This window comes from Plantactinospora alkalitolerans, assembly GCF_015690345.1.
Classification (GTDB): Bacteria; Actinomycetota; Actinomycetes; order Mycobacteriales; family Micromonosporaceae; genus Plantactinospora; species Plantactinospora alkalitolerans.
Window position 1 is genome coordinate 21,295 of the sequence record NZ_JADPUN010000257.1, and the last position, 17,558, is coordinate 38,852.

Annotated in this window: 13 protein-coding genes; 10 read left to right on the forward strand and 3 right to left on the reverse strand. The window is 71.4% G+C overall.

The window, feature by feature from the left end; genetic code table 11:
* Nucleotides 1-6 precede the first annotated feature (6 nt).
* From I0C86_RS29305 to I0C86_RS29315, 3 genes are all read right to left on the reverse strand, one after another.
* Nucleotides 7-1,665, reverse strand: a complete 1,659-nt coding sequence (locus I0C86_RS29305; RefSeq protein ID WP_196204545.1) for an FAD-dependent oxidoreductase — start codon at nucleotides 1,663-1,665, stop codon at nucleotides 7-9.
* A 115-nt stretch (nucleotides 1,666-1,780) separates the two neighbouring features.
* On the reverse strand, nucleotides 1,781-2,848 hold the full coding sequence (locus I0C86_RS29310; RefSeq protein ID WP_230394976.1) for a zinc-dependent alcohol dehydrogenase family protein: 1,068 nt from the start codon (nucleotides 2,846-2,848) through the stop codon (nucleotides 1,781-1,783).
* 105 nt (nucleotides 2,849-2,953) lie between these two features.
* Complete coding sequence (locus I0C86_RS29315) at nucleotides 2,954-5,095, reverse strand: M14 family zinc carboxypeptidase (protein ID WP_230394977.1); 2,142 nt, start codon at nucleotides 5,093-5,095, stop codon at nucleotides 2,954-2,956.
* A gap of 590 nt (nucleotides 5,096-5,685) precedes the next feature.
* Here I0C86_RS29315 and I0C86_RS29320 point away from each other — a divergent pair.
* From I0C86_RS29320 to I0C86_RS29365, 10 genes are all read left to right on the forward strand, one after another.
* Nucleotides 5,686-6,978: a cytochrome P450 gene (locus I0C86_RS29320; RefSeq protein ID WP_196204548.1), complete on the forward strand. Its 1,293-nt coding sequence runs from the start codon at nucleotides 5,686-5,688 to the stop codon at nucleotides 6,976-6,978.
* Nucleotides 6,979-7,496: 518 nt separating this feature from the next.
* Entirely contained in the window at nucleotides 7,497-8,087 is a 591-nt protein-coding gene (locus I0C86_RS29325) for a helix-turn-helix transcriptional regulator (RefSeq protein WP_196204549.1), read from the forward strand.
* Between the two features lie 306 nt (nucleotides 8,088-8,393).
* Complete coding sequence (locus I0C86_RS29330; protein WP_196204550.1) at nucleotides 8,394-10,955, forward strand: sensor histidine kinase; 2,562 nt, start codon at nucleotides 8,394-8,396, stop codon at nucleotides 10,953-10,955.
* The gene (locus I0C86_RS29335) at nucleotides 10,952-11,356 is read left to right on the forward strand and encodes a roadblock/LC7 domain-containing protein (RefSeq protein WP_192770305.1); all 405 of its coding nucleotides are present in this window, start codon (nucleotides 10,952-10,954) and stop codon (nucleotides 11,354-11,356) included. Before I0C86_RS29330 ends, I0C86_RS29335 begins: the two co-directional genes overlap by 4 nt.
* An 81-nt stretch (nucleotides 11,357-11,437) precedes the next feature.
* Nucleotides 11,438-12,637 carry an ABC transporter substrate-binding protein gene (locus tag I0C86_RS29340; RefSeq protein WP_196204551.1) on the forward strand — a complete coding sequence of 400 codons (1,200 nt, stop codon included), beginning with the start codon at nucleotides 11,438-11,440 and terminating at the stop codon, nucleotides 12,635-12,637.
* Nucleotides 12,634-13,557, forward strand: coding sequence for a branched-chain amino acid ABC transporter permease (locus tag I0C86_RS29345; protein ID WP_196204552.1), 924 nt, complete (start codon nucleotides 12,634-12,636; stop codon nucleotides 13,555-13,557). The genes I0C86_RS29340 and I0C86_RS29345 overlap by 4 nt, the downstream gene beginning before the upstream one ends.
* A complete protein-coding gene (locus I0C86_RS29350; protein WP_196204553.1) occupies nucleotides 13,554-14,645 on the forward strand; it encodes a branched-chain amino acid ABC transporter permease in 1,092 nt (363 codons plus the stop codon). The genes I0C86_RS29345 and I0C86_RS29350 overlap by 4 nt, the downstream gene beginning before the upstream one ends.
* Nucleotides 14,642-15,388 carry an ABC transporter ATP-binding protein gene (locus tag I0C86_RS29355; RefSeq protein WP_323373907.1) on the forward strand — a complete coding sequence of 249 codons (747 nt, stop codon included), beginning with the start codon at nucleotides 14,642-14,644 and terminating at the stop codon, nucleotides 15,386-15,388. Before I0C86_RS29350 ends, I0C86_RS29355 begins: the two co-directional genes overlap by 4 nt.
* Nucleotides 15,388-16,287 (forward strand): ABC transporter ATP-binding protein, encoded by a 900-nt coding sequence (locus tag I0C86_RS29360; protein WP_196204554.1) that lies wholly within the window; start codon nucleotides 15,388-15,390, stop codon nucleotides 16,285-16,287. Before I0C86_RS29355 ends, I0C86_RS29360 begins: the two co-directional genes overlap by 1 nt.
* Nucleotides 16,288-16,412: 125 nt before the next feature.
* Nucleotides 16,413-17,228 (forward strand): class I SAM-dependent methyltransferase, encoded by an 816-nt coding sequence (locus I0C86_RS29365; RefSeq protein WP_196204555.1) that lies wholly within the window; start codon nucleotides 16,413-16,415, stop codon nucleotides 17,226-17,228.
* The last annotated feature ends 330 nt before the right edge of the window (nucleotides 17,229-17,558 follow it).

Below are 17,558 nucleotides of genomic sequence, written 5' to 3' on the forward strand. Positions count from 1 at the left end.
GGGTGGTCACTGCGCCGCCAGGTACTGGTGAGCCAGTGAGACGACCATCGCACCCTCGCCCACGGCCGAGGCGACCCGTTTGATGGAGTCGGCCCGTACGTCGCCGGCCGCGAAAACCCCGGGCAGACTCGACTCCAGCAGGTACGGCTCGCGGGGCAGCGCCCAGCCAGCCGGTCGACGACCGTCGCTGGCCAGGTCCGGGCCGGTGAGCACGTACCCCCGGGCGTCCCGGGCCACCACGTCGGCGAGCCAGTCCGTTCGGGGCTCCGCGCCGATGAAGACGAACAACCAGGATGCCTTGACGCTGCGCTGCTCACCGACCCGGTTGTCACAGACGGTGATCTGCTCCAGGTGGTCCGTGCCCTCGCCACCGACCACCTCCGAGTGCGGATGCACCTCGATGTTGTCGATCCGCTCGATCTGCTCGATCAGGTAGTGGGACATCGAGCGGCGCAGGTCGGGGCCGCGTACCAGTAGGTGTACCCGGCGGGCATGCCGGGCGAAGTAGACCGCCGCCTGCCCCGCCGAGTTCGCCCCGCCGACGATGTAGACGTCCTGCCCCGCGCAGCTCGGCGCCTCGGTCGAGGCGGAGCCGTAGAAGACCCCGCGCCCGGTCAGTTCCGCCAGACCGGGAGCGGTCAACTGGCGGTAGGAGACGCCGGTGGCGAGCACCACCGTGTGGGCGGCGATCGACGTGCCGTCGCTGAACCGGAGCAGCCGGGTGGCGCCGGCCGCCTCCAGCCCGACGACGTCCCGGGCGGTCAGCAGTTCGGCGCCGAACCTCAGCGCCTGCCGACGCGCCCGGTCCGCGAGTTGCGCGCCGGACACCCCGTCGGGAAAGCCCAGGTAGTTCTCGATCCGGCTGCTCTGACCGGCCTGCCCACCGGTCGCCTGCCGCTCGACCAGCACCGTGCGGAGCCCCTCGGAGGCGCCGTAGACCGCCGCACCCAGCCCGGCCGGGCCGGCGCCGACGACCACCAGGTCGTAGAACTCGGCGGCCGGCGTGGTGGAGAAGCCGACGTGCCTGGCCAGCTCGGCCTCGGTCGGCTTGACCAGCGTGGTGCCGTCGGGAGTGACCACCACCGGCACGTCCTCGGCACTGGCCTCGGCGGCGGCCAGCAGGCGTCCGCCCTCGGGCTCGTCGGCCAGCAACCACCGGTACGAGACGAGGTTGCGGGCCAGGAAGTCGCGGACGGCGAACGACGGCGCGGACCACCGGTGCCCGATGACCCGGACCTCGTTCGTCGTGGTCTCCGGGGTCGCCACCCAGGCGTCGAGCAGGGCGTCGAGCACCGGATAGAGCTTCTCCTCCGGCGGGTGCCACGGCTTGAGCAGGTAGTGGTCGAGGTCCACGACGTTGATCGCGTCGATCGCCGCGTCGGTGTCGGCGTAGGCGGTGAGCAGCACGCGACGGGCCATCGGAAAGAGGTCCATCGCCGCTTCCAGGAACTGGATGCCGTTCATCTGCGGCATCCGGTAGTCGGCCAGCAGCACCGCGACCTGGTCGCCGCGAAGTTTGATCTCCCGCAGCGCGGTCAGCGCCTCCTCGCCGGAGGAGGCCCGGACCACCCGGTACCGGTCGCCGTACCGCCGCCGCACGTCACGCGCCACCGCACGCGACACCGCGGGGTCGTCGTCGACGGTCAAGATCACCGGGTTTGCCATGTCCTCAATAAAAGCACCTCGCCCCGCCCACGACGAACCCCAGGGGAGGAAGGAAGGGCCCCTTCTTATCGTTTTCTGTAGAAGAAGGGCCCCTTCCTAACTCGGATGGTCCGGCTCAACCCGGGTGGCCCGGCTGGATGAGACGGATTCCGGCGACCGGCGGCTGATCCAGCCCGATCAGCGCCATCGGTGCCTGGGCAAGCCCGATCGTCTGGGTGATCAGGTCCGCCGGGCGGAGGACGCCGGTGCCGACCAGCGCCAGCATCTCCGGGTACGCGTGTGCGGCCATCCCGTGGCTGCCGCGCAGCTCCAACTCGTACGCGATGATCCGGTCCATCGGCAGAGCGGTCCGGCCGCCTGCGGCGGGCAGCAGGCCGACCTGGACGTGCCGGCCCCGGCGCCGAAGGCTCTCGATCGACCCGACACAGGTCGGCTCGCTGCCCAGGGCGTCGATGGACAGGTGGGCACCCCCGCTGGTGACCTCCCGCACGGCGGCCGCCACCGCGCCGGGGCCGGGACGCGCGGTGCCGTCCAGGGCGACCGTGGCGCCGAAGCGGCGGGCCAGGTCCAGCGCGGCCGGTGTGACGTCCACCGCCACCACCCGGGCGCCGCAGGCGACCGCGATCATCACGGCGGAGAGCCCGACGCCGCCGCAGCCGTGCACCGCCACCCACTCGCCGGGGGACAGCCGACCCTGGGTGACGACGGCCCGGAACGCGGTGGCGAAGCGGCAGCCGAGGGCGGCTGCGCCGGCGAAGCTCAGTTCCTCCCGCAGCCGGACCAGGTTGACGTCCGCGTGATCGACGGCGACGAGATCGGCGTACGAGCCCCAGTGGGTGAAGCCCGGCTGGGTCTGCCGTTCGCAGACCTGCTGCGCTCCGGCGAGGCAGGACGGACAGCTGCCGCAGGCGCAGACGAAGGGCGCGGTCACCCGGTCACCGGCCCGCCAGCCCCGTACCGCGGATCCGACCGCCGCCACCTCACCGGCGAACTCGTGGCCGGGCACGTGCGGCAGCCGGATGTCGGGATCGTGGCCCTGCCAGCCGTGCCAGTCGCTGCGGCACAGCCCGGTCGACGCCACCTGGACGACCACCCCGGTCGGTGTGGGGACCGGATCCGGCACCTCACGTACCTCCGGCTGGCCGCCGAACTCCTCGAACACCACCGCCCGCACGCGAGACATCCTCACACGCGCCGCCGGGGTGTTAGGAAGGGCCCCTTGTTATACAAAAAGCGATAACAAGGGGCCCTTCCTTACACCTCAAGCCTTACACCTCAGCCTTACGCCTCAGCTGGCGTTGGCGTGGTCCCTGGCGACGCGGAGCAGTTCGACCAGGCCGGCGGCGTACTCCTGGGACTCGGCGTGCGCCTCGTCGAACGGCGGCTGGAAGCCGACGCCCTCCCACTCGCCGGTGGCGTCGTTCCACCGGTCGTTGCCGACCTCGAAGTCCCAGGCGAGGATGCCCAGCTCGTAGTAGAGCTGGTCGGCGGAGTTCCCGGCGGCCGAGTAGAGCACGTCGGCGACCGGGCCGGTCTGGGACGGCCAGGTCACCGTGCCCCGCTCGGTGGCGATCGCCCCGACGATCCGGCGGGCACTGTCGAGGAACATCTTCGACTCGTCGATCGTCGGCCGGGGCAGGGTGATCCGTCCGTCCGCCTGGTACGCACCCGGAGGCCACATGAAGTAACCGCCGTAGCTGTGCACGTTCATCGCGAACTTCACGTTTGTGTGCGCCTTCGCCAGCGCGACGACGTTGCGGCTCTCCGCCTCCGACAGCTCCGCCGTGCCGGCGTAGGTGCCGGAGAGGCAGTTGGTGCTCGCTCCGGTGTAGCCGTCGAAGAGCGATCCGACGGTGTAGTTGCGGTTGACGTCGACGCCCCACGAGTCCCGGTTGGCCGGGTCGCGCTGCGCTCCCGTGCAGTGGTTGACCAGGTTCTTGCGTTGGAAGTTGGCGTCGTGGAACGAGTAGTTCGCCCCGTCCGGGTTGACGGTCGGGATGACGAAGACGTCGACGGAGTCGAGCAGGTCCCGGGTCGCCGGATCGGTGTCGGCGTTGGCCAGCAGCCGCTCCGCGAACTCCAGGGTGACCAGCGGGGTGGCCCACTCCCGGGCATGCTCCTGCGAATAGGCGAGTACGCCGATCCGGGAGCCGTCCCGGTGGGTGCCGATCCGCAGCGCCTGCACCGTCCAGGGCCGCTTCGGCACCTCGCTGCCCTGCAATCCGTCGTCGAGGCGTACCGGTCCGGCGATCGGCATCGGCAGCCCGGCGGAGCCGTTCTCCACGAACGCCTGGAACTGTTGCGGGTAGCGGGCGGAGATGAACGCGGCCACCTGGTCGGTGGTGCTGATGGTCTTCCCGGCGCCGTCGGTGGCGAGCAAGACGGTGAGTACCCGGTCCCGGTAGGTGGCGGACAGCGGCCGGTCCGTCCGGCCCGGGTCGACGGTCCGGACCTGTACGCCGTTCATGTTCTGTGCGCCGAACTTCACCGACTCGACCACGACGGCGGCGGCCGCCGGGTCGCCGAGGTAGCCGGCGGCGGTGCGCCGGTAGCCCTGCGTCTGGTGCGGCAGGTCGATCACGTCGACCAGGTCCGGGTACTGCCGCGCCAGCCGGCGGATCCGGGACTGTACGTCGACCGGCGTCAGGTACGCGTCGATGAAGTCCTTCTGGTAGCCCGCCGGCAGTGCCGGCGGTGTGGCGTTCGGCCACTTCGCCGGGGTGCTCGGCCGGGCGGTGCCGCCGAGGCTGGAGGTCGCGGTGACCTGCGTCGGCCGGGCAGGGACCGCCTGCGGCACGGCGAAGTGGTACTGGTACTCGCCGGCGTCGGAGAACCGGGCCAGTGCGTAGGAGCCGGTCGTACCGTCGGCGGTCCGCCAGGTCACCGTGATCTCGACGTCCGGGTCCTCGGCGGCGGTGGTAGCCACCTGGGTCTGCAGGAAGGTCTTTCCGTTGGAGGTCCACCAGTAGGCCTGGAGGAAGTGCAGCGTGTCGACGGCGGCCACGCCGACGCCGCGACCCTCCGCCGGAGCGCGCAGCCCGGTCCTGGTCCGCGCCTGAGCGGCGCGCACGCTGTCGGCGTACCTCCGGGCGGCGTCGCCCTCCCGCTGTACGACCTGACGGGCCACCGCGCCCCGAGCGGTGAGGGCGGCCAGTTGCCGGCCGGTCAGCACCAGGTCGGCGAGGACCCGGCCGTTCTGCTGCCGTGGCCGGTTCGCGATGTCGGCTCCCTCGGCGAGGAGCTCCCGGAAGTGCGCCTCGTCGCGGAGTTCGACGCGGATCAGCGCGGTCTCGTCGGCGGCGAGCGTCACCGGGGCGGTCGCCCGGGCGGGTACGGTGTCGGGCGCGGCCGTCGCGGTACCGGGGTGTACGAGCGCCGCCGCGGTCAGTACCAGCGTGGCGGCGGTGGCCGTCCAGCTTCGTCTGGTCAACGTGGACCTCCTGGGTCGTCGAGGTGCGTGGGTACCAGAGCAGTCTCTTGATCGACATATGTCAAGGCGTCGGCGATCCGTACGTCGTGGCTCGTCCCCGGTCCGGGGGATGACCACTATGGATCGATTGCGTTTCCGTGGAACGTCGGATCGGTGCCTCCGGAGTCCGATTCGCATTGTCGTTGATCTACGAATCGCCCTGCCGGAGCGGTGCGAGTTACCTGGGCTTATCCGTTTCCGTCAGCGGGGACGCCGACGGGCGGAGTGCCGGCCGACGCCCGGGCGGCGACCAGTCCGCAGTGTACGGTGTGCGGGGCCGCTCGGCGGCGCTGGCAGCGGTGTGACCAGGAAGCAAATGCATGAGGCAACTTGCAGCGGGGCCCGGGAGGCGCGGCCGGCCGCACCGTACCGAACGCTCACCAGGCGTCCAATACAATGGCACAATCCAATGGCTTGACTTACCGTCGGGCGCAGCGCATCGTGGGATTCCCAGATGTCGTGGAAGTTGCGGGGCGACACATTCTCGATGGGGTGAAGTATTGCCCGCATCTTCTGCGACACCGCGCCATAGCGTGGGCCAGGAGGCGGCCATGGAACTCAGCCCGTTCGCTGGTACCTATCTCACCGATCCGGCCGCCGTCTGGCGGGACCTCCTGCACCGCCCCGAGGAGGTGCACTACGCCGATGACCTCGGGATGTGGCTGATCACCCGGCACGAGCACGTCCGGCAGGCGTTCGGCGACCCGGAAAGCTTCGGCAACGCGTTGACCCTGGCCCCGGTGTACGAGATGTGTCCGGAGGCGCTGGCGGTGGTGATGCGGCTCGACGTACCGGCCACCACGGCCGCGGCGGACTCGCCGGTGCACACCCGGACCCGTCAGGCGTTGCGGGCCACCTTCGCCAACACCGCGCCCCGGGTCTCGGCCCAGTACGGCCCGATCGTGCGTCGCCGGGTCGACGAACTGGTCGCCGGGCTGGTCGACCGCCGGGGCGAGGTGGTCGACCTGATCCCCGAGTTCGCGGCGTTGCTGCCGCTGCTGGTGGTGGTCGACATCCTCGGCGTGCCGGACCGGGACGTGGCCCGGATCAGGGGCTGGGCGGATGGTCAGATCGCGCTGATCTGGGGCCGGCCCGAGCCGGCGGAGCAGGTACGGCTGGCCCAGGGTCTGCTGGAGTTCTGGCACTACTGCCAGGACCTGGTGGCGCGGCGGATGAACGGCGACCTGACCGGTGACGACTTCGTCAGCCGGGCGTTGCGCTATCGCGACGGTGACGACAGCGTGCTGACCGCCGCGGAGGTGGCCAGCATGGCGTTCAACCTGCTGGTGGCCGGGCACGAGACCACGGCCGGCTTGCTGGCCCACGGTCTGGAGCAGGCGCTCTCGGTGCCCGGCCGGTGGCGCCGGATGGCCGAGGAGCCGGAGAGTGTGCCGGCGTTCCTGGAGGAGGCGTTGCGGTTCGGTCCGGCCATCGACGGTTGGCTGCGGGTGACGCTGCGGCCGGTGACGATCGGGGGAGTGACCATTCCGGCGGGCGCGCGTTGCCTGCTGGTCATCGGCGCCGCCAATCGTGATCCGGCGATGTTCGCCCACCCCGACCGCTTCGATCCGGACCGGGCGGACGCCAAGGATCATCTGTCCTTTGGTTACGGTCCGCATTTTTGCATCGGAGCGGCATTGGCCCGGCTGGAGGCGCGGATCGCGCTCGCCCGGCTCGCGGAGACAATTCCCGGGCTCCGTCTGGTGCCTGGCCACGCGAGCATCTACAAGCCCAATGTCGCGTTCCGGGCGCATCAGGCGCTGCCTGCCGTCGTCGATGTCGCGACCGTCCACAAAGAACGGCGTGACGATCCGCCGGAGACGGTACGAGCCCGCGCCGCGTAACCAATCCCGTGTCGGGTAACCAATTCGGATGCCGGTGCGCCGGGTGAGTGTCCCGGCGACATCCCGAGCGGGTGTCCGAGCGCTCCGAGTGGTCGTCGGCCGTCCACTCCGGTTCTGATCTCCGCAGGTGGGGCCGGCGCGTCGCGCTGACGTTCCGGTGTCCGGTCCTGTCGATGGGTCACCGGGGGGCCGGACGGCGTCGGCCGGTCGCCGGCCGGCCCAGGTTCTCGATCTTCGTCGACCATTGCGGAGTGTCGCCATTCGCCGGTCGCGGCGGAAGGGACGAATCCGGGTGCCACGTGGCGATGTCGGGCTCCGCCCCGAGATCATTTTCGTGCGTCAAGTGGATCGGCATGTGAGGTTTTTCAGTTGCCGGCAACGATAGGTCGCGCGTATGTCTTCACACCCGTGCTCCAGGCGGTAAGAATTGGCCCCGGCAAATGCCGGCTCATGATCTATGCCGCACCCGTCATGATCTGGCTCGACTGTTCGAATCGCTGACCAACGAAGGTGAGCAAATGGACGCTGCGTCCCCGTCAGGTATCGCGGACTCGATGGCCACCCGACAGTTTCAACGGGAACTGCGCCGCTGGCGTACCCGCAAGGGACTGACCCAGCGCGCCCTTGCCGACCGGGTCCGGTTCAGCCGGGAGACGGTGGCGGCCGTGGAGGCGGGCCGCCGGTACGGCAGTCAGGAACTGGCAGTCCGCTGTGACGAGGCGCTCGGTACCGGAGGTCTGCTCACCGCGCTCTGGCCCCGGGTGGCGTTGGAGCAGCTCGCCGCCGACGGGCGCCGCGGACCGCGCGGCACCGACGCCGGGAGGCCGGCGGCGGAGCGTGGCCCTGACCCTCGCCACGATCCACAGTCGGTGGTGGAGGCGATCGACGAACTGCGGGAGCTGATCGACCACATGCTGCGGATCCATGCCCCTGCCGAGCAGCATCGGCATCCGGAGGCGGATCACGACCAGCCGTCGCCGGCCGGCGATCCGGCCGTCGAGTCCCGGCCGCAGCCGGCGGAGCCGCGCCGGCCGGCCGGAGAGTCGCATCGGCCGTTCACCGAGTCTCATCGGCGTGGCCGGGTCGGTGCGCTGGGTCGTCGCCCCTGAGTTCGCGAGGGCGGCACGACAGTCGATGGGAGCCGGTGCGACCGACGGTCCGGGGACCGGGTGGGCCCCGCTGGCTGCGAATGTAACTGCCTGTTCACCCGGGGGTACAGATAGTGGTACGACCTGTTTGTACCACGCCTAACCCTGTTATCCGTCGTTCCTGTCCGGCGCAATGGGATTTGCTAACTGCAAGATGCAGATCCCCTCGATGACGAGCCGTGGGAGTCAGCCTTGGCCTCGACCACCAGATCCCACGCGGCCCGGCCCCAGCCCGTTCGTCGACGGGGTTGGAAGATCGCCTCTCGGATGCGCATCATCGTGGCCGCGCCACTGGTGGCGGTCGTCGGCTTCGCCGGACTGGCCCTCGCGGACAGTGTCCGGCAGGCCGGGCAGGCCAGCGATCTCGGCGTGCTCGCCCAGTTGGGCGCGGAGGCGGGCCGGCTCGCCTACCAGCTGCAACGGGAACGGGCCGCCGCCGCCGACCTGCTGACCTCGGCCAGCCCGCGACAGCAGGACACCTATGCCCGGCAGTCCGGCGACACGGACGAGATAGTCGCGCGCTACCACCGGCAGCGGGCGCTCACCCCCGACGCGTCGTCCGGCCCGGCGGTGGTGCTCGGCCGGATCGACAACGCGCTCGCCGCGCTGCCGCCACTGCGTACCCAGGTACGCACCGCGGCCCACGCCGCCGTCTCCGCCACCACCTTCAGCTACCGCATCATCATCGCGGATCTGCTCGCATACCGGGAGTCCATCGCCCAGGGCGTCGTCTCGGCCGAGGTGGCCGACGGGATCCGGGCCGCCGCCGCGTTGTCGAAGACCGCGGAGGCGCTCGGCCAGCAGCAGGTCGCGGTGCTCCGGGCAATTGCCGCCGGGCAGCTGACCCCGGCGATGCAGCAGGACATCACCGCCGCCCGGACCGGGTTCACCGAGTCCAGCCTCTCCTTCCTCAGCCTCGCACCCCTGAACTGGAAGGTGTGGTGGGAGCAGGCGGGCAGCGGCAAGGAGGCCCTGGCCCTGCAACGCCTCCAGGACCAGGTCTCCCGTGCGGAGATCGGTGCCCCGCTCGACGTCACCACCAACGCCTGGATCGGTGCCACCCAGGGCTGGTCCACCCGCCTCTTCGAGGTCCAGCAGCGGGTCGACTCCGCCGTGCTGACCGACGTCGACGCGGCCCGGGTCGAACAGCGCTGGCGGGCGTTCGCCGAGGGCGCGGCGATGGCTGTGGCACTCGGGTTGACCGTACTGGTGACCTGGGCGGTCGCCCGGCAGATCACCCGCCGGCTGCGGCGGCTGCGGGACGCGGCGCACGTCGTCGCCTTCACCGAACTGCCGGCGATGGTCGCGGACCTGCGCAACATCGACAGCGCCGGGATCCAACCCGAGGCGCTCGCCCGGCAGTCGTCCTCGGCGCTGGAGGCGTCCAGCGGAGACGAGATCGGCGAAGTCGGACAGGCGTTCAGCGCCGTGCACCAGGCGGCCGTACGCACCGCCGCCGAGCAGGCGGTCATGCGGGCCAACACGGCCGACATCTTCGTTCACCTCAGCCGCCGGGAGCAGCGGCTCGTGGACGCCGTGCTCGCCCAGGTGGACCGGGTCGAGCGGGACGAGACCGACCCGGAGCGGCTGCAACAGCTCTACACCCTCGACAGCCTGGCGACCCGGATGGGACGGATCAACGCCAGCCTTCTGGTGCTCGGCGGGGTGGGCGTCGGGCGGGTACGGCACGAGGACGTGCCGATGCAGAAGGTCGTGCAGGCGGCGCTGTCCCAGATCGAGCACTACACCCGGGTCCGGATCGGGGTCGTCGACCCGGACGTGGCGGTGGCCGCCGACAAGGTGGACGAGGTGGTGCACCTGCTCGCCGAGCTGATGGACAACTCGACCGCCTACTCGCCGCCGGAGACCGAGGCCTGGGTGACCGCCCGCAGCCTGGGCGACCGGGTGATCGTCCAGGTGAGCGACGAAGGCGTCGGACTGTCGTTGCAGCGGCTGGCCCAGCTCAACGACCTGCTGGCCAGGCCACCGGCGACCGACGTCGCGGCGGTCCGGGCGATGGGCCTGGTCGTGGTCGGCCAGCTCGCCGGCCGCCTCGGGGTCGCGGTCGAACTCCGTCCCGGCCCCAAACTCGGGACGATCGCCGAGGTGGCGCTGCCCGCGTCGCTGATCCGGCCCATACCACCCGAGACCCAACTGCTGGCACCCGGACGCCTGGCCACCAATCCGGAGAGCCGGGCCCGGGGCACCGCCACGCTCGCCCCACCCGCTCCGGCCGCGAACGGTCCGGCGCGGAAGCCGGCGACCGACCGCGCCCTGCCGGTCGGATCGGTCTTCCGGCCGACCCCCACCCATCCGGGCAGGGGAGACGACCCGACCCAGGAACTCGTCATCTTCGAGCAGGTCAACAACTGGTTCCGGACCGACCGGCCAGGGGCCCCCGCCACCCCGGGCCCTCTCAACGGGGCAGGCACCCCGGTCGGGGCGGGCACCCCGGGCGGAGCGGGCACGCCGACCCCGGCGGCCGGTGGCGGTGGTCCCAACGGGACGGGCACCTCCAACGGGGCCGGCGGATACGCCGCGACGGGTTGGCAGACCCGCGCCGACGAGGGCTGGCGGGCCGCCACCGAACTGGTCAACCCCGACATCGTCGGGACCACCTCGTCAGGTCTCCCGATCCGTCAACCGCAGCGCCATCTCGTGCCCGGCGGTGTCGCTCCGCCGCCGCGGGAGCAGCAGCCGGTCTCGGAGCACCGCGACCCGGCCGAGGTGGCCAACGCGATGGCCGCCTACGCCCGTGGCGTGGCCGCCCGCCGTCCCAAGCTGGTGAACGCCTCGGCGACAAGCGACGCGACAGGGAGTGCTACGTGACCAACCAACGAGATCTCGGCTGGATGCTGGACAGCTTCGTCGAGCGGGCTCCGGAGGTCAGCCATGCCATCGCGATCTCCAGCGACGGTCTGATGGTGGCGTCCACCCGGAACCTGCCACCGGATCGGGCCGACCAGCTCGCGGCGACCGGCAGCGGCCTGGTCAGCCTGCTCCGTGGCGCGGCCGGCTTCTTCGAGGCGGGTGCGGTGATTTCCAACGTCACCCAGCTCGAGGGCGGCTTCATGTTCTCGATGGCGTTCAACGACGGAGCCTCGCTGCTGGTTCTCGCGGCCCCCTCCTGTGACGTCGGCAAAGTCTCCTACGAGATGACGGAACTGGCGAATCGGATTGGAGACGTACTGACCCCCGCGGCCCGAGCCGTGGTGGCGCAGCGGCGCTGACCCTCGGTGCCGGGTCCGCTGCCGTGGGCCCGACCGAGCTTCCCCCACTTCCCTTCCTCACCCCCCTCTACTGGAGAAGTCATGCCTTTCCCCACCGGTACCAGCCGGCGTCGTGTCCTGACCGCCGCGCTGCTCGCCCTCGGGTTGACCGTGGCCGGCAGCGGCTGCAACAGCGGCAGTGACCCGGGCGGCACACCGGGCACGATAAAGATCGGCCTGCTCGCCTCACTGTCCGGCACCTACGAGGCCGTCGGCACCGAGATCCGCGACGGCTTCGAGTTGTACCTGCGGACCCACGACAACAAACTCGGCGGCCACAAGATCGACCTGGTCGTCGCCGACGAGGGCAACGGTGCTCCCACCGCCGTACCCGCCGCGACCAAGCTGCTCAAGCAGGACCGGGTGCACGCCCTGACCGGCATTGTCGGCGGCGGTTCGGTGGCGGCGGTCGCGCCGGTGCTCGCCGAGGCGAAGATTCCGTTCGTCGGCTCGAACGGTCGCCCCGAACTCAAGGACGTGGCCCGGATCTGGACCACCTCCTACCTCTCCGACGAGACCGGCGCGGCGATCGCCGAGTACGTCCGGGACAACGTCAAGGGCGAGGTCTTCACCATCGGCCCGAACTACCAGGGCGGCTACGACCAGTTGCGCGGGTTCACCGACACCTTCAAGGAGATCGGCGGCAAGCTCGCCAACGAGGACGGCAAGACGCTCTGGACCCCGTTCCCGCAGACCACCAACTTCCTGCCGTACTTCGCGCAGATCAAGGCCTCCGGGGCCGAGGCGGTCTACACGTTCTACGCCGGCGGTGCCGCGGTCGACTTCGTCAAGCAATACGCCCAGTCCGAGATCAAGGACCTGCCGTTGTATGCGGCCGGCTTCCTGACCGAGGGCGGGGTGCTGAACGCCCAGGGCGAGGCGGCCCGGAACATCTACTCCGTACTCAACTACTCGCCCGACCTCGACAACGCGGAGAACCGGTCGTTCGTCGCAGCCTGGAAGGAGGACCACGACGGTTCACCGACCACCTACGCGATGGCCTCGTACGACGCCGCGGCGGTGCTGGACAAGGCGATCGGCGCGGCCGGGAACAACCCGACGCCGGAGCAGATCAACAAGGCGATCTCGGAACTCGGGCAGATCAACAGCCCGCGTGGTACCTGGCAGTTCTCGAAGGACACGCACTCGCCGGTGCAGAAGTGGTACCTGCGACAGGTCCGGCAGGACGGTCGGGCGCTCTCCAACACCGTTGTCGGTGACCTGGCGACCGTGGGCGGATGATGGCCAGTGCGGCGCCGGTGCTCGGTCCGGTCGACCCGTACCTGATCCCGGCTCTGGACGGAGTCGCCTACGGGCTGCTGCTCTTCGTGGCGGCCTCCGGGTTGGTGTTCTGCTTCGGCGTGGCGAACATCCTCAACCTGGCACACGGCACGTTGTACGCGATCGGCGCGTACACGGCGGCGGCGCTGCTGGACGGTGGCTGGGCGATGCTGCTGGTCGCGCTCGGCGTCGGAGTGGTCGCGTCGGCCGGTGCGGGAGGCCTGCTCGCGGGACTGCTCGCACCGGTCGCCCGGCGGGACCATCTCACCCAGGCGCTGCTGACCTTCGGGGTCGCGCTGGCCGGCGGGAGCCTGCTGGTCACCGCGTTCGGCCCGGACAGCCTTCCGGTGCGGATTCCCGCCGCGCTGGACGGCACGGTGGTGCTGGCCGGGCACCGGTACGCCGCGTACCGGCTGGTGTTCATCGGCGTGGCGGCCCTGCTCGCGCTGCTGCTCTACCTGGCGGTGGCCCGGACCCGGGCCGGCATGCTGGTCCGGGCCGCCGTCGACGACGCCGACATGGTGGCCTGCCTCGGGGTGAATCCGGCCCGGATCCGACTCGGCGTGCTCACCGTGGCCGGCGCGCTCGCCGGTGCCGCCGGGGTACTCGGTGCACCGATCATCGGACCCGCGCCCAGCACCGCCGACAACGTCCTGCTGCTCTCCCTCGTGGTGGTGGTGCTCGGCGGTCTCGGCTCGGTCCGGGGAACCCTGCTGGCCGCCCTCGCCGTCGGCGAGATCCAGAGCCTCGGCGTCGCGCTCGCCCCGACCGCCGCGCCGTTCCTGCTGTTCGCGGCCATGGCCGTGGTGCTCGCCGTTCGGGCCCGGGGTCTGTCCGGCCGATGGCTCCGGCTCCGGCCCCGGCTCGGAGGCACGGCGTGACCCCGGCCGGCCGGCGCTGGCTGTTCCGGGCCGGGGGCGCCGGGCTGCTCGGCTACGCGGTGGCGGTGCCCTGGCTGGTGGACACCTACACCACCTCGGTCTTCGCCCGCACCCTGGTGCTCGCGCTGGTAGGGGTGAGCGTGGCGCTGCTCACCGGGCTCGCCGGGCTGCCCACCCTCGGCCAGACCGGCCCGTTCGCGGCCGGTGCCTACGGCAGCGCGCTCGTCGCCATGCACGTGTCGTCGGTCGGGGTGGTGCAGGTGCTGACCGGGGCGCTGGTCGGCGGACTGTTCGCCCTCCTCACGGTGCCGCTGGTGGTGTACGCCCGAGGCGTCGTCGTCCTGATGATTACCCTGGCCATCGGCGAACTGACGGTGACCGCCGCCAGTCGGTGGAGCTCCGTCACCGGAGGGACCGACGGCCTCGCCGGGATTCCGCCGATCCAGCCCGTCTGGGGCATGGCCGCACTCGACGGCGACCGGGCACGCTATCTGTACACGCTGGTCGTGGTCGGGGTGGTGATAGCGGCCGTGGTGATGGTGTTGCGTACGCCCGCGGGTCTGCTGCTGCGGGCCAGTCGGGACGACGAGGGGCGGATGCGCGCCTCCGGGCACCGGGTCACCGGTTACCTGGCGGTGGCGTTCACCGCCGCCGGAGCGGTGGCGGGGGTCGCCGGATCGTTGCTGGTCACCGCCCAGCAGTACGTCTCGCCGGCCGACTTCGGGTTCGACGTCTCCGCCCTGCTGCTCCTCGGCGTGGTGATCGGCGGCGCGACGTCGATCGGCGGCGCGGTTGCCGGCACCGCCCTGGTCATCGCGGTCCGGGACTGGCTCTCCGGGCTGCTGCCCGGACACGCGCCACTGCTGCTCGGCGGACTGTTCGTGCTGACCGCGTACCTGTTCCCCCGTGGCGTGGCCGGTTTCTCCACCGACGTGGCCAGGCTGCTCCGGTCCCGTTCGGGGGAGCGGACCGGACGCGCGCTCCGGGGCGGGGACCGGGCCGGGTACGGCCACCGGGACCGGCCGCTTCCGGCGGAGGTCGGCGCCACCACCGGACGGCCAACCGGCGGATCGGGGGCCGACTCGTGACCGTGCTGCTGACCGCCGAGGCGGTGACCCGGCGCTACGGTTCGCTGGTCGCGGTGAACCGGGTGGATCTCCGGGTCGGGGAAGGGGAGCGGCACGCCCTGATCGGACCCAACGGGGCCGGCAAGACCACCCTGCTCGACCTGATCGGTGGGGCGAGCCGGGCGGACGAGGGACGGATCGTCTTCGCGGGACAGGACGTCACCCGACTCGGCCCGGCCCGCCGGGCCCGCAACGGCATCGGCCGGATCCACCAGCGGCCGGCGGTCTGGCCGTCCCTGACCGTGCTGGAGAATGTCGTGGTGGCCGGCTGGCGGCAGGCCGGCGGTTTCCGTGGCGTGGGCACCCGGGCGCGGTTCCGAAGTCGGCTGCGGAAACCGGCGGCCGAACTGCTGGACCGGGTCGGGCTCGGCGGCTCGGGACCGACGACGGCCGCGCACCTGTCGCACGGCGAACGCCGGCAACTGGAGATCGCGATGGCCCTGGCCGGTCGTCCCCGGCTGCTGCTGCTCGACGAGCCGGCCGCCGGACTCTCCGGCGTGGAGGTGCACCGGCTGGTCGAGCTGCTGGCGGCGCTGCCGAGGGAGATGTCGGTGCTGCTGGTCGAACACCGACTGGATCTGGTGTACGCGCTGGCCGACACCGTCACCGTGCTGCACGACGGTCGCCTGGTCGCCAGCGGCGTACCGGACGAGATCCGTAACGCGCCGGACGTCCGGCGGGCGTACGCCGAGGCGGTGCGGTGATGTTGCGGGTGAGCGGCCTCTTCGCCGGGTACGACGGCGGCACCGTACTGCACGACATCGACCTCGAGGTCGCGGCCGGTCGGGTGCACGCACTGGTCGGGCGGAACGGCGCCGGAAAGAGCACGCTGGTGCACGCGATCGCGGGGCTGTTGCGCCCGTACCGGGGCGTGGTGTCGGTCGACGGGCGGGACCTGGCCGGTCGGCCCGCGCACCGGGTGGCCCGGGCCGGGGTCGGCCTGGTGCCGCAGGGACGCCGGGTGTTCCCCCGGCTGACCGTGGCCGAGCACCTGAGCCTCGCCGCGTCGGTCCGGCGGCGGAACCCGACCGGGTCCGGTCCGAACTGGACGGTGCCGGGAGTGCTGGAACTGCTGCCCCGACTGGCCGAGCGGCTGCGGCACCGTGGCAACCAGCTCTCCGGCGGCGAACAGCAGATGCTCGCGATCGCCCGGGCGTTGCTGACCCAGCCCCGGGTGCTGCTCCTCGACGAACCGGGCGAGGGACTCGCGCCGGAGCTGGCGGCCCGGGTTCGTGAGGTAATCACCGGGCTGGCCACGGCGGGGCTGAGTGTCCTGCTCGTCGAACAACAACTGCAGCACGCGGTCGAGGTCGCCGACCGGATCGCCGTGCTGGATTACGGCCGACTGGTCTTCGCCGACTCGACGGCCGCCGTGCGCGCCAACCCCGCCCCGGTGGAGGCGGTACTCAGTGTGGCGGGCGCGGCCATCCCGGATCGGACCGGATCGGTTCCGTCCGGCCAGGAGTCGACCCCGATCGGGTCCGACTCCGCCCGCTCCGTACCAACGGGAGGTACGGGGCGGCTCGCCCTTTTCCCCGACCCTTCGGACGATCTGCCCTCCTCATCACCCTCATCCGCATCCCCTTCCTCATCCGCACCCTGACGTTTCCGTCGCGGTCTGATCCTCGCGTCGCACCAGTGGCCCCCGCGTTTGCGCCCGGTGTGCCGACGCGCGATGACGCGTGGCCGGATCGTCGTCACCGATCCCCGTCAAGGAGGTAACCGAACGTGACTACCACCCCTGTCAAGTCCGGCTACGCGTTCGACAACCGTTCGCCGGAGGCCGAGGCGCAGATGCGTGCGCTGGAGGCGTTCCTCGATCCGATAACAGCGGACCGGCTGGCGCCGATCCTGACGCCCGGTGCGACCTGTTGGGAGTTGGGTGCCGGCGGCGGCTCGATCGCCCGGCTGATGTCCCGGGTGGTCGGCCCCGGTGGCCGGGTCATCGCCACCGACATCGAACCGTCGCGCCTGAACCCGGCGGGCAACCTCGACGTCCGCCAGCACGACGTTCGGACCGGGGCGCCGGAGGGCGGCCCGTTCGACGTGATCCACGCCCGGCTGGTCCTGCTGCACCTGCCCGAGCGTCGGCGGGTACTGGCCGAGTTGATCGGCGCGCTGGCGCCCGGTGGCTGGCTGGTCGTCGAGGAGTTCGACTGTACGGCCGGGCTGCGGGTACTGGCCGCGCCGACCGACGACGCGGCGAAGCTCTTCCAGCAGGTGATGGAGGCGACGCTGGGCATCCTGCAGGACCGTGGTGCCGATCTGGCGTGGGCGCAGGACGTACACACCGAGATGGTGCTGGCCGGACTGACCGATGTGGACACCATCACGCACTCGCAGAGCTGGCCGGGCGGATCGGCGGGAGCGTCGCTGCACGAGACGAACTCCCGTCAGCTCGAACCACGACTGCTCGCCACCGGGCTCTCGCCGAACCAGTTGGCGGGCTTCCGTGAGTTGGCCAACGACCCGTCCTTCGCGTCGCTGTCGTACCAGTTCGTCTCGACCCGGGGCCGCCGGCCCGGCCGAGGCTCCGTGAACTGAACATCCCGGGCCGGCGGACCCTCGGTCGCCCGACCCGGTACGACTTCCTACCCCTGCCGTACGCACGATCCGGGGGTGTTGTCGCCGGGTCGGGTGGCGTCGGGGCGGACCGTTGACCGGGACCGGGCCCACCGGGCTGCTGTCTACTTTCGGGTGACGCGTGCAACGCCGCGCTCACCGCAGGCTAGAGCGGTCGCGATCCCGTCAGCTCCCGCGAGGCAACGATGATCGAGGGCACCAAGTGTTCCGGCGCTGCCTGATCCGGTCAGAGCCATCGTGCCACCGCGTTGCTCGACGGCAGGGCTGAGGAGGAGATCGAATGAGTACACG

Bases quoted from the DNA above. Each gene is read 5' to 3' on its own strand.
- I0C86_RS29345 (WP_196204552.1), top strand. From the start codon at position 12,634: ATGATGGCCAGTGCGGCGCCGGTGCTCGGTCCGGTCGACCCGTACCTG.
- I0C86_RS29310 (WP_230394976.1), bottom strand. From the start codon at position 2,848: ATGTCTCGCGTGCGGGCGGTGGTGTTCGAGGAGTTCGGCGGCCAGCCG.
- I0C86_RS29360 (WP_196204554.1), top strand. From the start codon at position 15,388: ATGTTGCGGGTGAGCGGCCTCTTCGCCGGGTACGACGGCGGCACCGTA.
- I0C86_RS29320 (WP_196204548.1), top strand. From the start codon at position 5,686: ATGGAACTCAGCCCGTTCGCTGGTACCTATCTCACCGATCCGGCCGCC.
- I0C86_RS29305 (WP_196204545.1), bottom strand. From the start codon at position 1,665: ATGGCAAACCCGGTGATCTTGACCGTCGACGACGACCCCGCGGTGTCG.
- I0C86_RS29325 (WP_196204549.1), top strand. From the start codon at position 7,497: ATGGACGCTGCGTCCCCGTCAGGTATCGCGGACTCGATGGCCACCCGA.
- I0C86_RS29340 (WP_196204551.1), top strand. From the start codon at position 11,438: ATGCCTTTCCCCACCGGTACCAGCCGGCGTCGTGTCCTGACCGCCGCG.
- I0C86_RS29330 (WP_196204550.1), top strand. From the start codon at position 8,394: ATGCGCATCATCGTGGCCGCGCCACTGGTGGCGGTCGTCGGCTTCGCC.